Here is a 16,132-nt window from a genome sequence, read left to right as displayed (position 1 = left end):
ATCGGAGGTTAAGATTTTGGACTACATTATATTGGATATTGAATTTAACGGACGAAAATTTGCAAGCGAATTACCTATGGAGGTTATTGAAATTGGCGCGGTTCGTCTCAATAGTTCACTTGAACAGGTAGATGAATTTTCCGCATTGATTAAACCGATTTATTTCTCCAAGCTGAACAGCTTCATTAAGAAAAAAACAGGCATTCCACAGGAAGACATCGACGTAGCAAGCCGTTTCCCGAAAGTAATCGGGGATTTCACCGCATGGCTCAAAAAAAGCGACTCCTTCCTGCTGTTCACTTGGGGCGGCGAAGATTTGAAGAGGATCGTCTATGATACGCGCATGCATAAGCTCGATGACAGCTTCTGGATGGCTGCTGATTATTTCGATCTCTTGAAGGGTTACATTCGCTATAAGAACGTAACGAACGATGTCAGCGTCGAAGCTGCGCTCATTGATCTAGAAATCACAGCTGAAGGCTCAGCGCACCGGGCACTCGATGATGCTCGTATGACGGCTGAGGTATTCCGCAAAATTTTTGGCGAGCTGGATTTCGAGCTTAAGCAGCAGTTCAAGGATATGTACACGAATGCAAAGGAACGCAGAATGGTTAAAAATGCGATTCGCTCTATGAACGCGCAAAAGATCGTTCCACAATGGGAAGTTTTCGCGGAACGTTATTTAGCAGGCAAAGCCTCATTCGAGGATGTAAGAAAAGTGACGGAGCTTCAGCAGTATTTTGACGCAGAACTCGAGAAGGCTGGGAAAACTTCAGCTGGACAAGCCGGATAGCCGCAAAAGCTGTTATGTTTGATCATAAATATAATAAAGCCCCCTGATCCTTCCATCGCAGATGCTGCAAATGGACTCAGGGGGTTTATAAGTATGGGAGAAATTACAACGATGAACCGCAGCACCAAGTCTTTAGCTACTTATGAATTGTTATACATTATTGGTATTATCGCTATATCCTTTTCTTCCATTTTCGTTCGTTGGTCAAATGCTGACGTTGCCGTCATCGCCATGTACAGGCTCTATCTAACTAACCTGATCATGCTGCCGCTCGTCTTTAAATACCGCACGGAAATGTTCCAGCTCAGTGCCAAGCAGTGGAGACTGCTCACCCTCTCCGGCGTCATGCTCGGGCTGCACTTCTTGTTATGGATGGCTTCTCTGCGGCTGACCACGGTCGCAAGCTCTACCGTTATTTTGACATTGGAGCCTGTTATGGTTATGCTCGGCTCCTACTGGCTGTTCCGTATTAAAGCAAATCGCATGATGCTGTGGGGGATGGGGATCGCGCTGATCGGCTCCATCGTTATTGCATCGGGAGACTTTTCCCTCTCAAGGGATGCGTTGATCGGCGACGTTTTGTCCTTTCTAGGCGCAGCTGCTGTTGCTGTTCATATGATGATCGGCAAGGAATTGCGTAAGGATATGAGCGCATTTACTTATAATTTCTGGGTATTCGCACTTGCTGCGACTTCACTCGCCGTCTACAATCTCGTTCGCGGCAATTCCTTTACAGGCTACAGTCCGCAGGAATGGGGCATTTTCTTGCTGCTTGCGATCGTACCGACGCTGTTCGGGCATTACTTGTTCAATTGGCTGCTGAAGCATATGAGCGCAGCAGCCGTTTCCATGGCTGTACTGGGTGAACCCGTCATCGCCTCCTTGCTCGCTTGGGCTCTATTAAAGGAAGCATTAACGGCTTATCAAATGGCAGCCGGCGTACTCATCTTGTTCGGCGTGTGGCTATTCATACGTCATGGCAAGGAGTAGAAGCTAAGAGCTGCAGCAATTATCGAATTTTTAAAATGGATTAGATCCTCATAATACAAACAGCGGCAGATCTGGACGAGAAAATAAGTCCTGACTGCCGCTGTTTTATTAAGCTGTAGTGCTCCGTTAACTTAACCATAAGAAAGCTTGCTGCCAAAGCCAAACAGCTCCTTTTTCAGCTCAACTATCCTGCCCTTCTGTCTGAACAATCCCCTACAAATGCATGGTAATTGCACTATAAATCAATAATAATCCCATGAATATATTGAACTTTTTCTCATGTGCAGCGAGAAATTTTTGAAATAATGCACCAAAAACAGCCCAGCAGGATGTGGCTACCAGTCCTACAAAGGCAAGGAACATCGAAAACAATAATAAGCTTATATTTGATTTGTAAAATGGCATGATGAACGTCGAAATCGCCGTGATCCCGTATAATATCACCTTAAAATTAACGAACTGCAGCAGCATGCCCGATAAGAATGAATTCAGCTGCTCATGATTATCTCCATCACTACGGTGTGGTTTACTCTTCATTATTTTAAATGCAAGATAAGTCATATACAGGCTTCCTAATATATTCATGACAAATTTCATTTTAGGAACGAAGCTATATAATAGCAGATTGAAATAACAACATAAGAGCATTAATAGTAAGAAACCAGTTGCTACACCAAACAGAAAACGAATAGACTTCTTCATTCCATATCGGCTCGCATTAGACATCGCCATGATGTTATTTGGCCCTGGCGTAAATGTATTCACAATAACATAAATCAAAAAAGGAGCTAAAGCCATTATTTAAATCCGCCTCTCGTGTGCTATACTTGAACAAGATGTACTCTTTAACGCATGTACGTTATGATTATACAATACGAACGCTATATCGCACAATCGAGGAGGCTAATTATTTTGGAAGACATCAATTATGTACTTGCCAATAACCTAAAACACCTGCGGGAGCTACAAAAGCTTAGTCTTGATAAGGTAGCAGAAATGACAGGGGTCAGCAAAACGATGTTAGGACAAATCGAACGCGGCGAATCCAACCCTACTATTGGAACCGTTTGGAAAATAGCTAATGGTTTAAAAGTTTCATTCACTTCCCTCATTAACGAGCCGCAATCCGATACAGTCATCGTTCGCAAAAATGAAATACAAACACTAACAGAAGATAACGGTAGATTTCTGCTTTATCCGTTTTTCCCCTTTGAAGAAGGCAGACGATTTGAAATGTATTCCGTTGATATGGAAATAGGCGCTTATTTGAGTTCTGAATCACATAGAGAAGGTACACAGGAGTTTTTAACCGTATTTGAGGGAGAGCTTACCGTTCGTGTAAATAATGAAGAATATACAGTGAAAACGGGCGATTCCATACGTTTTACAGCCGACACTCCCCATGTCTATCACAATTCAGGTGATTGTATTGTGAGAATCAGTATGGTCATTTATTATCCGTCTTAACAAGAGGCTGTTCCATAAGTAGAATACTCTACTTTTGGAACAGCCTCTTTTGTTTTAATCAACTACTGATTTCTGGAAGGAAATTGCCAAACCATTGTAGTAAGTCGTTTTTTCTCGGTATCAGCACCTCCTTTGGCAGTCGTATGGTATATAAGTAGCTGCACCAATCAATCGGTTGGTCATTTTATAAAAAAACATTATTTTTCCATAAGGAAAATCAATTTGCTGCCCCAGCTTCTTCCTGTTACGGTTGAATAGTACAGTAAATTCATAGGTTTTATTGCTCTTATTTTAATTAGGGAGGTTATGATATGCTGCTTTCCAAAATATTGCCGAAGACTGCTCAGATGCACCCAACAAAAAAAGCAATGAAGGATAAGGATGAAACCCTTACTTATGAACAATTATTTAATAAGGTTAACCGTGTCGCACAGGGATTTTATGATCTTTCAATTAAGCCAGGTGAACGAATCGCAATGATTAGTTCTCCATCACCGCAGCTTGCTATTGCCGAACTTGCTGCGGTTGCCATTGGTGCCATTCCTGTAACGATTTTTCCCGGGTTAGCCGCAAATGAAATCAAAAATATTGTTCAAGATGCTGCTCCCACTGCGCTAGTCTACAGCTCCGAACAATCTCAGCTATTAGAAGCCTTATCTTCACTGCCAATTGCGCATTTCATTTCATGCACCTTAGATCAGTCCCCCCTATCATTGCAGTCCTTTATGGTTCATTGTCCCGCTCTCATGGAATGGCATGAAGCTGAACCAGATGATGTGGCGCTTATTATTTATACAGGCGGTACGACGGGACGATCCAAAGGTGTCATGCATTCTCACCGCCATATTCGCAATTGGTCCTTTATGAACCTAGAGAGGGGCGGCGGGCATAACGCTTCTAAAAAATCGATCGTGATGAATCAAGCCCATTTAACCGGCCAGTTTGTTTTGTGGACGACCTTATTTGAAGGCGGCTGCCTCATCTATCCGAATGAATATCCCGTTCGAGCTGAAGAAATTGTTGATATCATTGAACGGGAGCAAATTAAGTTTTTGGGTACTGTGGGGCTATTATTTCGAGATATTGTCCTTATGGAAAATATCAAATCCCGCAGCCTGCAATCCATCGAAGGCATCTCTTGCGGCGGCGCGCCCATCAGCGAAAATGTATTTCATCAAGCGTTAACTATTTTTCCGAATGCACAAATTACTGAAGTATATTCCCAAACAGAAAGCGGACAATTTATTAGTTTTTTAAACATAAACCAATGTTTCCATGAAGGAAAGCTAAATCGATTAATATCCGTTGGCAGTCCAGCCAACATGCCGTATTGGGGGCAAAAAGCATTTCAAATTCGTATTATTGACGAGCTCGGCCAAGATGTTAAACAAGGAGAAACTGGCGAAATTTTATGCAAAGGAGAGCAAATCATGCTTGGCTACTGGAATAATCCAGTGGAAACAAACCATGCCCTGAAGGATGGGTGGCTCTATACGGGTGACTTAGGCAGGTTTGATGAGGATGGTTATTTGTATCTCATGGATCGAAAAAAAGATATCATTATTGTTGACGGTGCAAATGTTTACTGCTCAGAAGTAGAGGAGGCACTTAGCAAGCATCCTTCTATTCGTGAGGTTGCTGTAATTGGAACGCCCTTATTAGTGGATGGCGAAGAAGTAACTGCGGTGGTGTCCCTTAAGGGCGATGCAGAGCTGACTTTAACTGATCTGAAAATATTTTGCCATGAGCAGATCGCTCCATTTAAAATTCCAACGCGATTGGAAATCGTTGTTTCTCTCCCAAGAACGTCCGTCGGAAAGCTGAACAAGGCGGAGCTGAAGAAACCGTATTGGCTCGGCAGAAAACGTATGATTAATTAATGTTTATCTCATTAATTATTTTGGATGCATAACGTGGTGCAAGCCCTTCAATTCGGTACTTTTTCTCCCATTCGGCATATTCATTCGATTCGATTCTAATGATTTTTGTTTGGGAATGATCAATAAATTCATATTCCGATTGCTCATTAGATTTTTTCAGAGCCAGATGTTCTTTCATAAACGCTGCGGCTTCTTCATCAACGACCATGCCGTCCATTTCATCCTCAGATACGATCCTTAATGGCACTTCATGTTCAATTCGAATAGGCTTTTCTTTTTCTCTATAATAGATAGCAACAATGATTGTCTTCACTCCGCACGATACTGGGCTTGTCGTAAATAGCTCAACGATCATGTTATTTATTATCATCGGATTGGATACGACGATCTCCTGAATATCCGTCTCCTCATATCCGCTCAAATTGTGTAGCCGATGAATGCCGCTTGGCAGCGTAAGCTGAACACGAACATCATCCGCATCACGGATTGGAGAAAGCTGAAGCCATAGATGGTTCATGCCTTCTTCATTTTCCATAATTGATTTGGTGAACCTAGTTTGAATCATCACTTCACTTCTCCCTTCAGCATTTGAGAGATCGTCTCTACCATTTTCACTCGGAGTTCCGCCGAAATTCGTGGGCTCATCGAAAGAATGACATCATCATTAATGACATGGGTATCGTTGGTTAGCATTTTTTTGGAGCGATAAAGCTGAAGATTCTCGCCAATTTTGGAAATCTCATCTATAGAGAGCTCCTTCAGCTTTTCTTGGATAGCAGCCAGCGTTTCTCCGCTATGGATTAACGTCAGAATCGCACGAAAGTAACTAACGTGGCTGCTCGTATAAACTCTTTTGTTCCCAACAAGCTCTAACGGGGGAACGATCCCGATCTGGGTATAATACCTGACGGTTCTCAAATTCATCTCAGGATCTTCCTGCTGGAGAATTTCCGAAACTTGTTTCGCTGTGAATGTGTCCATCTTTTCACCTCATTTCAAATTATCGACGATCAATTTAGTTACAGTTGACTGTATTAGTTACAGTATACTGTAATACAAGTCACGATGTAAAGATATTGATTGCTTAACTCGGCAATACAACAACGCCAAAAAAAGCCGGGTCTCCAGAAGGAGAAGCCCGGCTTTTGTCTGTTTCAGCAACTACATCATGTTAGACATAATGATTTGCCAACTTTCTAACCCTTACATTGAAGAAATGCTTATTTCCCTAAAAGCTTATAGATGACCTGTGCACTTTCTGCACGTGTCATTTTCCCTTTTGGCGCAAATGTTTCGTTTGCTCTGCCTTGAACGAGCCCTAGCTTAGCAGCTGCCGCAACCGATGCTTCCGCCCATTTGCTAATTTGGCTGCGATCAGTGAATGTTGTTTCCTCTGCCGCTGAAGCTGCAGCCGCTCCCTTTCTAACCTCATACGCTCGCATGATCATGACAGCCATTTCCTCGCGGCTTATCGTTTCATTTGGCGCAAACGCCGAGTTGCTGCGGCCTTTTATAATGCCCAACTTGCTAGCTGTCGCCACATAAGCGGAATACCATTTGCCCACTTCTACATCGCTATAGCTTGCCGTGCCTTCTGCTTTCACTCCAAGAGCACGGATAAGCATAGCTGCAAATTCTGCTCTCGTTACGTTAGCTTGTGGTGCAAACTGCTTCTCATTAATGCCCGAAACAATGCGCTTTGCAGCTAGTGATTTAATCGCTGCGATAGCCCAGTGACTCGCTGGCACATCCGTAAATGATTTATCGTACTCAAGAACCGCATATTTGCTGAAATGGAATACCTCCGCTGAGATCATCTCACCCTTAAGCATGCCACCGATGTATTCCAGCTTGCCAGCATCACTCACATAATAGATACCAACGATGTCTTGGTTTGCGTTCGGGTTAAGCTGGAAGCTGAGTAGGATCGGCTTCTCAAACTTCGTAACCGGAATCACTTTTCCAGCCTTCGTTACGATGCTTAAGTTGAAATCATAAACCAGAGAGCCCGCTTTCAGCTTAGCTTGAACATCCTGGATTCGGTCAACCAAAGCGTCCGCATCTGCTGTCGTCAAAGGCTTTGCCTCGAATACGATACGAGCCCCATCCGCTTCACTCACAGACACAAGTCCTTTAATAGAAGCCAATAGTTCATTTGACAGCGTCATTGTAATGCCAGCTGCCTTCAGCTCCAAGTTATTTCCTCCCAGTACAGCTGCTGCATCAAGCGGCAATTGTACCGAATGTTTTCCATCGACAAATTGTACCGACACTTTACCATCCTTGCCGCTGCGCAAGATGTCATTATCAATTACTTGGACATCAGCTGGCTGTGGTGTACTCGGCGTCGTAGGTGTTGGAACATTGTTCACAACCTCACTCAAAATGACCGTTCCGCCTTCGTTTCTGCCTGGCACTTCAACCGTCACCTGTCCATTATCCTTCACCGTGTAAACCGTTCCGCTGTACTCATCCTTTGCCTTAGCTCCAGCTGCGAAAGGAACTTCCAGCGTAACCTGCTTGCTCTCTACGGCAGTGTTAATGATCGTTACAATATTTACGCCGTTAAATTGTTTATTAAATGCTAAATAGGCTAGTGTATCCGACCCAGCAAGCTTGGTGCGCAAGCCTTTGGAATAAACCTTCGAGAATTTCGCCCGAATATTGAGCAGCTTCTCGTAGTGATCATGCAGTGCTTGTTCTGCCGTCAACTGATCCCATGGCATATCTGAACGATTTTCGCTAAACAATCCTGCGCTCATGTCGCGAGCATTAGGACCTGAGCGGCCAAGCTCCTCGCCGTAATAAATGACGGGCTGGCCTTTCGCCGTGATTTGAAGAGCTGCTGCGATTTTCAGCTTGCCTTTGTCTCCTTTCACAAACTCAGACAGGAAACCATCCTCATCGTGGCTGCTTAGGAACTGCCCCATCATTGCTGTGTTATCCAGCTTCGTTTCGCGGTCAGCCAGATAAGCATCGACAGCATCAATCTTCCCATCTGTAAAATCTTTGGCTCTGTCATTAAAGCTAAAATCGAGCAAGCTGTCCATTTGGCCGCTGCGCAGCATGCCGCCGTCACCGTCGATTGAAGCGCCAAAATTTTCACCGATCAGCTTGAAGCTTGGATCGATAGTCGTCAACGCATTTTTGAACGCTTTCCACGTTGTGCTCTCTACATGCTTCACTGTATCCACGCGGAAGAAATCAATCGTGTCGCCGCGATCCGTTCTAGCACGCTCCAGCCAGCCTGCTTGCCATTCAATCATTTTCTCACGAATGGCAGGGTCCTCTGTCTTGAAGTCCGGCAAACCGTCTAGTTCTCCTTCAATTGGATTGGTGCTGGCTTGAACGCCATTTGTTCTGAGCATCCCTTCAAAGCGAGCTTTGTCCTCCGGCGTAATGCCTGGACGGTTATCCTCAGCTTTTAAGCCGTAGCCGGTATGGTTAAGCACCACGTCGACCATAATTTTGATGCCCTTGTCGTGGGCTTTGTTAATTAGTTCCTTAAACGTATCCATATCACCAAGATGCTCATCAAGCTTCGTGAAATCTTTTGCCCAGTAGCCATGATAGCCGTACTGCTTGGTGTTAAAATCTACGCCTTTGTTGAAATCGATATTATCGACAATCGGAGTGATCCACAGCGTATTAATGCCCAGCTCCTGCAAATAATCCAGCTTGTCGATCATGCCTTGGAAATCACCGCCGTGGTAGGCTTCAAGGTGATCTTTATCTACATCCGCATTATTGGCCCAATCCCCATCCGCAAACCGATCAGTTAGCGCGAAATAGATACGTGCCTCATCCCAATCAAAGTCGAGATTGCCAGCAAAGGTTCTAGCTTTTACCGTTATTGTGGCTGTATGCGTGTGCTTGTTGCCGTACTCATCGATGAGTGTAACGGGTATTTCTTTTACTCCCGCTGTAACCGTGTCTTTCACGGCAATCGTTTGTGCAAACAGCTTGGTGTCGAAGGGCACTTTAGATAATCCACCTACTGCCGTTAAATCCATATACCCTTCAGAAAATGCGACTTCTTCTGATGCTGATGCCTGTAATTTGAGCACCGCGCTTTCATTATACGAAACCGCAGCTGGATGAACCGATGTCGTCATCGTTACGACCGGCTTCCGATACGTAATGACTGATTTGCCATTGGTCGTATTTTTGGGATCGGTTATTTCAACGGCTGCTTCGTCTTTCTTCTTCACAAGGAAGGTATATTCGTATGTGCCGCCTTCTACATTTGCAAGTGAATAAGTAAACCACTCCTTCGCAGCATCATAAACCATTTCATGCTCTGCACCGTTCACCTTTACCTTAACCCCGGTCAAATCACTTGAGCGTCCTTTTTCAAATAAAGCATCATCCCGGTACAGGAAGGTAATGCCACCATCTTTTAGAACTGGTCCGGTGATAGTTGGCAAAATATCCAGCTGATTTACCATACTCGTTATATTTACTTTCGTAAAAGCAGCCCCAGGCGAGATCGGAATCACGCGATCGTCTGGAATATCCTGCTTCGCTGTGTCCCAGTCTGTTCCTTTACGAAGCACGAAGCCCACATTGGTCGCATCCTGCGAAATTTCAAGCATGACTGTTGCAATGCCATTTTCGATTTTATCAAAGTTGATTTGATCATTTTTCACACCGGTGTTCCATATCCACATATTCCAGTCCTGATAGTTTTTATCCGGACGAATGTAGTTGATTTGGACATACCGTTTGATTGATTCTGTTTTTACAGCAACTACAGCGCTCACGGATATTCCGTTGTACGTAGCTGTGATCGTTGCATTTCCTAAGCCGTTTGCCTTAACAAGGCCTCCTGTTGTTACAGACGCAATTTCGGGCTTATTCGAAGAATATACAACACCGCTCGATACTTTTCTTTTGCTGCCGTCGCTGTATTTCGCATAAACTACCGTTTGATGGGTCGTTCCAACCTGCAAAGGATAGTTAGCGTTATCCAGCTCAAGCGCGTTCAGCACAGGCGCTGCCGCTTCCATCTTAATAATGACTGCAGTCAACGGCTCAAGCGTAATCGAGCTCGCCGTCAGTTCAAAGCCGGATGGCGCAGAAACCGCCGAAATCCCCGCCTCATCATTATCTACGAGCACTGTGCCTGTAGTTAAATCCTCTGATAACGTTAGCGTTCTTGCTGTACGATCAGCATTCATAAATACATAATAATTGCCGGTGCCGTCTGTTGCTTTATTTTTGTAGCCAATCACAAGATCGTTATCTTTCATTTCCTTCGCAGGAATGAGCGTGACATTGGAATCAACGAGGTCCTTTTCGCCTAAACGGAAGGCATCCGTATGTTTCCGAAGTTCAATTAGTCCTGCTGTGTACTCCTTCGTTACATGATTGACTGGATACTGCTCAGCATTCGTCGCCTTCTGCCAGTCAAATTTATTGATTGCATCGGAGGAATCATAGGAATCATGAATGAAATAACCAAATGAGGTTCCGGCTGCATCTTTAAGCTCGTGGTATTTCTGCTCCGGCACTCCTGCCCCAAGCCACTGCTTCGTTCTGCCATATTCTTGACCAGCATGAAGGAAAGCCGTACCTTGAGAGGTTAGAATGAGCAAGTTGCCCAGACGTATCCGTTTATGAATTTCCAGATCATTAGCCGCTATAGCCGGGTCTTTCTTAATCGACTGGGCAATAACATCATACAGCGGCAAGTTGTCATGGGCTTCAATATACTGCACCATGTCTCCCGGGTCATCAGCAGGCGTGTTGCTTGGCTGCCCCTTGATATTATTTAGGATCGTAGCCACGCTTCTTGCTCCACCTGTTATAAATCTTGGCTCGCCCTCCGAGCCGAAACCGGATTTCAATTCATTACGAATCTCATCGGAGAAAACGCCTACGCTGTCTGTTTTATCCATCCATTTTTGGTCTGCGCCTTTGCCCTTCAAAGCAGGATCAGAAGCATCGCCCCCGAACGTTACCCAGCCTTCACCGATAAACAAGGCATTCGGATTAATGCTCGCTGCTGCATCGTAAGCATTTTGTACGGAATCATACGTAGCGTCGCCCATCATATCCCAGCGCATGCCGTCGATTTTGTATTCATCAAACCAGTACTTAACCGAATCAACCATTAGCTTCTCCGCCATTTTGTGAGAGGTAGCAAGGTTGTTGCCGAATCCGCCAATATTGTTGCCATTTGCATCTTGGAATGCGTAATAGTTAGGTACGATATCGTTTAAGAAACTTGCTTTGGCCATATGGGTGTAGACGACATCAAGAACGACTCCCATACCTTCATCATGAATTGCATCAATGAGTCCCTTTAATTCCTTTACTCTCATCTCGGGATCTGCCGCATCCTCCGAATAAGCGCCATCCGGCGAGAAGTAGCTATGCGGATCATAACCCCAGTTGTATTCGTTGTTTTGTGCAGAGTATTCCAGTTCTCTTGTTCCCATCTGAGCTTCGTCGCCATAATACCAGGCCATAACTGGAAGCAGTTGAATATGGGTAACGCCTAATGATTTAATATAAGACAGCTTATCCTTGAACGCGTTATAAGAGCCCCATCTCGCATTAAGATCATCAGCTACGGACGGATCGGACGTAAAGTCTCTAATATGCGCCTCCCAAATAATCGCGTCCTCTCGTTTCTCATAGCCGTCAATTTTGGCAAAATCATAGTCTGCGGCAGGATTAGTTGCATCTAGATCAACGATTGCCGCTTTGCCAACTGCATCGCCATCTGGACCGGTTTCACCTTTCGTATTCACTCTAAACTCCGCCATCGATTTCGCGTACGGGTCGAGTACTTGTTTCGTAACCCCATCATTCGTCACTTCATATTGATAAAAATACCCCTTCAGATCGGTTATGCCTTGACCTGTGAGATCATTTGGCGCGATAGCTGCCGTCCAAACGCCTTTGTCGCCTTTCGTCAAACTGGCACTGCCAACTAGCTTAGTGGAATCGGCTTTATCATAGACATTTGCTACGACTGCGCTTGCTTTTGGCGCCCATAGCTTCAGAACGACGCTGCCAGAATGATAGCTCGCCCCAAGATCATTACCTTCGTAGTTGTAAAGCTCATCAAGCATTCTCCAGCCTGAAGTCGCGGATACGGTTCTCCCTTGGTAAGTTACGTTCAGCGGCGTTTGATCCAGCTGAATGTTTGCCGAGACCATAGCTGTTTTTTTATCAGCATTTAACACAACTTGATTAATTGATATAGCTGTACCGTTCTTATCCGTAATAGTGATCGCATTCTTCAATTCCTCTGCTGCGAGACCGTCGGTCATCGTGAATCCGAGAAGGAGCTTACTTTCGGATAAGATCTCTGCGGACTCAAGGGCTGTAGGCAGTTCCCAGTAAGGGGACACGTATACATTATTATCTCCCTTCTTGATCCAGAGCTGATTGTAACGATTTACAAGACTGAAGGAGCGATTGCCTCCATCCTTATCCGCATCGCCCAAGGTGCGATTAACGACAATAAAACTAATTTTTTGCGCGTTCTCTTGAAGTGGAATATCGACATAGCTGCCATAACGGTCAACCTGTTCCTCTGTAAAAGCGGATGCGCCCGTTGGCCAGCCTGTCGAAGGAGTTGCCACCTGATCCCACAGCCATAAACCGTAAGCACTCTGTTTTTTATCGTCTCTTACATAGTGAATACGAACGGTATTAGCTGGGAGCTCTACCGGCTCGAAATAAGATACTTTATCGGAGTTCTCCTTAATCCAAATTTCATTTACTGCAGGGGAGCTTATCGCTACCGCTTTATCGCCGCCATCCTTAGCTCCATCTAATCGATTAACGATAAGGAAGCCCACTTTTTTGGCATTCACAGCTAGCGGAATATCAACATAAGCACCATAGCTGTCTATCTTATCTGCTGGAAAAGCTGTTGCGCCACCCGGCCAGCCTGTTGAAGGAGCGGCAACCTGCTCCCATGTCCATATTCCTTGATTCTCATAAAGAGCATCTGCCCGATTGTAATGAATGCGCAGGTGGTTAGCCGGAATCGGATCGAGGTTCGGGTCAACCGGATCTGGACTCGGACTCGGTTCAACTGGCGCTTTGAAATCTGCTGATACTACTTCTGTATTCGCATTATATTTAAACGTTACTGGAAGATCGGCAGGAAGACTAAGCAATTGATCATCCTTTGGATACGTCTGGTCATCCCAAGTCGATCCAAGCACGATTTTGAATTTGTAATCCCCTTTGGGTACATCTTTCGTTATCGTGTAGATGCCATCCATATCGCTATCAGTCAAAAGGGACAGCGCCGTTTCTGGTGCCCAGTTACTTGGTTCCCCTAGCGGAACCTGCAAAGTCCCAACAATCCTAGGCAGCTTGTCGCTGGCTACCTGGGTGTAATAGGTAGAATCCGCAATTTTATGTGTATCGTGGTTATAATAAAAAGTCACTTCTTTCTCTTCGGAGAGTGTCAGCTTAATATTGCCGCCGCTATCCACACCGCTTGGATTCGTATAATTACCAAAGCCATAGCTTTCCAACCAGCCTCCATTTAGAGCAACTTTATATTCATATGTGCCTGCTGGCAGCGTAGCCTTAAACGTATAATAACCGCTGCCGCTATCGCTCATCTTGGTTACCTCGGCTTTGGGGTCCCAATTCTCGCTGTTACCGAGCCCCTTCTGCAAGTCGCCGACAAGAACAACCTGAGTTGGCGCCGCGGCGTTCGTATGTAGCGGTATCGCGCCCACTATCGACCAGATCATAGCTGCTATAAGCATGATAGACATCATTTTCTTTCGTTTTAAAGCAAAGCCCATTTGGATGAACCTCCTCAAATTATGATCATTGCACCTTTCAATCATCAACTCGCACCGTACCGTCTACACCAAAGTTCGTTAACACAACACCCCCTGACTTCTGTCTAAACAGCTATAGATTTTATGCAAGCGTTTGCACAAATAACATAATTAATGCAAACTTTTTAACCACATCTTCTACAACAGCTGTTCCAGTCATAAAAGCGCAATGAAAGCGTTTGCTGATTCCCATATTAATACTCAAAATAAAGCGCTGTCAATTGTTTTTCTCACCTTTTACCTATTTCGACACGTAAATTCACCTTTTTCTCCCGAAATGACAACGTTTGCATAAAATGTTGCACAACCTTCTTTTCTCATCCCCTCTCTCTATTCAGCACTTTGTTCCGTGCCATTTATGGCATACATAGGGATTTTCCTATACAATTCATAGTAATAAACTTTTAAAAAAGCGGTGACTCTATGTTTAAACTATTGTTAATTGAAGATGACACAACGTTATTTAACGAGATAAAAGACCGATTATCCCAGTGGTCATATGAGGTACATGGCATATTAGACTTTGAGAAAGTGATTCAGCAATTTACCGCGATTAAGCCGGACCTCGTGATCATCGATATTCAGCTTCCAAAATTCGATGGATTTCATTGGTGTAGAATGATACGTTCCCATTCCAACGTCCCGATCATCTTCCTATCCTCGCGAGACCACCCGACGGACATCGTCATGTCTATGCAGCTTGGAGCGGATGATTATATACAAAAGCCCTTTCACTTCGATGTGCTCATCGTCAAAATACAAGCAATTCTTCGGCGGGTATACAATTACAATACCGAACATATCGAGCTTAAAACCTGGTGCGACGCAACGGTTGATTATGAGAAAAATCTGGTCTCCAATCATAAAGGTTCCATTGAGCTTACCAAAAATGAGATCTTTATTTTAAAAATGCTCATTGACCGTAAAAATAAGATTGTTAGCCGAGAAGAATTGATTAATAGCTTATGGGATGATAAACGGTTTGTCAGTGACAACACGCTTACTGTGAATGTGAACCGGCTGCGCAAAAGGCTTGATGAAATTGAACTGGGCCGTTTTGTTGAAACGAAAGTTGGACAAGGCTATATGGCTGTTGAAGAGGCGCATGATTATGATTAGAAAATATATAGTGGAACGGCGCAGCTGGATTCTGTTGTTTATTATTTTGCAGCTGCTGATTCTTGTTTGTGCTTATGTAGATTCAACGATTCCCCTGCAATCGATGATCTATCTCTTTTATTTATCTTCGATTATTTTTATCATCCATTTCGTCATCCGGTATCATAAAGAAACAAGGTTCATCAGAAGCTTAGAGGAGCGAGACATCAGCCTGGATACTACGAGCATGGCTGAGCCGGAGAGCCCGTTTGAGAAAGTGATCGAAAAAAGCATGACCAATCAAGCGGAACTGCTGAAGCAGGCTGCAATGAACAATCGGATGATTTTGGAGCATGAGAAGGATGAGCTGTTATCTTGGATACACGAGGTAAAAACGCCATTAACCGCGATGCGTCTCATGATCGACCGCATACAGGATGAAGGAATGAAAACGCATTTGACGTATGAATGGCTGCGGATTCACCTCCTGCTCGACCAGCAGCTCCATCAGAGACGCATTCCGTTTATTGAAAATGATATCTATATCGAAAACACCGATTTGGAAACGATCATCTTCGATGAAATCAAGACGCTGCAATCATGGTGTATTCAGAAGGGGATCGGCTTTGATATTCAATTGGATGAACCGAAAGCGCTGAGCGATGCGAAATGGCTTTCCTTTATTATCAGACAGATTTTAACCAACGCCGTAAAATATAGCCCGCCATCTGATATCGTGATCAAGAGCTATCAGCGGAATCAGCAGACTATCCTCGAAATTATTGATAATGGACGCGGCATTGATCCGAAGGATCTGCCTCGCATTTTCGATAAAGGCTTTACATCGACGACGATGCATCAAGACAGCGCCGCAACAGGCATGGGATTGTATTTAGCTCAGAAAGCAGCTCAATCGCTGTTGATCCGTGTCCATGTCAAATCCGAGCTCGGATCAGGAACAGCGTTCACCTTAACTTTCCCGCAGCGAAATGAATTCGTTCGTATCACAAGCATGTGACAACATTGTCACATGCTTCTATTATTTGTTCGGTCATTCGAAGGAACAAATCGGACATTCG

Annotated in this window: 10 protein-coding genes; 6 read left to right on the top strand and 4 right to left on the bottom strand. The window is 44.4% G+C overall.

Features of this window, described 5'->3' with window-relative positions:
• Positions 1 to 16: 16 nt before the first annotated feature.
• Positions 17 to 793, top strand: coding sequence for a 3'-5' exonuclease (locus AC1DOV_RS02830; protein ID WP_076268796.1), 777 nt, complete (start codon positions 17 to 19; stop codon positions 791 to 793).
• Positions 794 to 904: 111 nt separating this feature from the next.
• Positions 905 to 1,783: a DMT family transporter gene (locus AC1DOV_RS02825; protein WP_339209500.1), complete on the top strand. Its 879-nt coding sequence runs from the start codon at positions 905 to 907 to the stop codon at positions 1,781 to 1,783.
• 213 nt (positions 1,784 to 1,996) lie between these two features.
• On the opposite strand, the gene AC1DOV_RS02820 is transcribed toward AC1DOV_RS02825, so the two are convergent.
• Positions 1,997 to 2,581, bottom strand: a complete 585-nt coding sequence (locus tag AC1DOV_RS02820) for a LysE family transporter (protein WP_477549116.1) — start codon at positions 2,579 to 2,581, stop codon at positions 1,997 to 1,999.
• A 63-nt stretch (positions 2,582 to 2,644) separates the two neighbouring features.
• Here AC1DOV_RS02820 and AC1DOV_RS02815 point away from each other — a divergent pair, with 63 nt between their 5' ends.
• Both AC1DOV_RS02815 and AC1DOV_RS02810 read left to right on the top strand, forming a co-directional pair.
• Positions 2,645 to 3,250 carry a helix-turn-helix domain-containing protein gene (locus AC1DOV_RS02815; RefSeq protein ID WP_441878874.1) on the top strand — a complete coding sequence of 202 codons (606 nt, stop codon included), beginning with the start codon at positions 2,645 to 2,647 and terminating at the stop codon, positions 3,248 to 3,250.
• Positions 3,251 to 3,561: 311 nt separating this feature from the next.
• Positions 3,562 to 5,130 carry a class I adenylate-forming enzyme family protein gene (locus AC1DOV_RS02810; protein ID WP_477549115.1) on the top strand — a complete coding sequence of 523 codons (1,569 nt, stop codon included), beginning with the start codon at positions 3,562 to 3,564 and terminating at the stop codon, positions 5,128 to 5,130.
• Here AC1DOV_RS02810 and AC1DOV_RS02805 read toward each other — a convergent pair.
• The 3 genes from AC1DOV_RS02805 to AC1DOV_RS02795 all read right to left on the bottom strand — a co-directional run bounded on the left by AC1DOV_RS02805 (position 5,123) and on the right by AC1DOV_RS02795 (position 13,916).
• Positions 5,123 to 5,695, bottom strand: coding sequence for a hypothetical protein (locus AC1DOV_RS02805; protein WP_477549114.1), 573 nt, complete (start codon positions 5,693 to 5,695; stop codon positions 5,123 to 5,125). The genes AC1DOV_RS02810 and AC1DOV_RS02805 overlap by 8 nt on opposite strands.
• Complete coding sequence (locus tag AC1DOV_RS02800) at positions 5,695 to 6,111, bottom strand: MerR family transcriptional regulator (RefSeq protein WP_477549113.1); 417 nt, start codon at positions 6,109 to 6,111, stop codon at positions 5,695 to 5,697. Before AC1DOV_RS02800 ends, AC1DOV_RS02805 begins: the two co-directional genes overlap by 1 nt.
• 239 nt (positions 6,112 to 6,350) lie before the next feature.
• Positions 6,351 to 13,916, bottom strand: a complete 7,566-nt coding sequence (locus tag AC1DOV_RS02795) for a pullulanase (protein WP_477549112.1) — start codon at positions 13,914 to 13,916, stop codon at positions 6,351 to 6,353.
• Positions 13,917 to 14,378: 462 nt separating this feature from the next.
• Between AC1DOV_RS02795 and AC1DOV_RS02790 the strand changes: the two genes are divergently transcribed.
• Both AC1DOV_RS02790 and AC1DOV_RS02785 read left to right on the top strand, forming a co-directional pair.
• Positions 14,379 to 15,074: a response regulator gene (locus AC1DOV_RS02790; protein ID WP_477549111.1), complete on the top strand. Its 696-nt coding sequence runs from the start codon at positions 14,379 to 14,381 to the stop codon at positions 15,072 to 15,074.
• Positions 15,067 to 16,071, top strand: a complete 1,005-nt coding sequence (locus AC1DOV_RS02785) for a sensor histidine kinase (RefSeq protein ID WP_441959533.1) — start codon at positions 15,067 to 15,069, stop codon at positions 16,069 to 16,071. Before AC1DOV_RS02790 ends, AC1DOV_RS02785 begins: the two co-directional genes overlap by 8 nt.
• Positions 16,072 to 16,132: the final 61 nt, after the last annotated feature.

Source organism: Paenibacillus sp. 01T47 (assembly GCF_056398245.1).
This window is presented reverse-complemented; position numbering and strand designations above follow the sequence as displayed.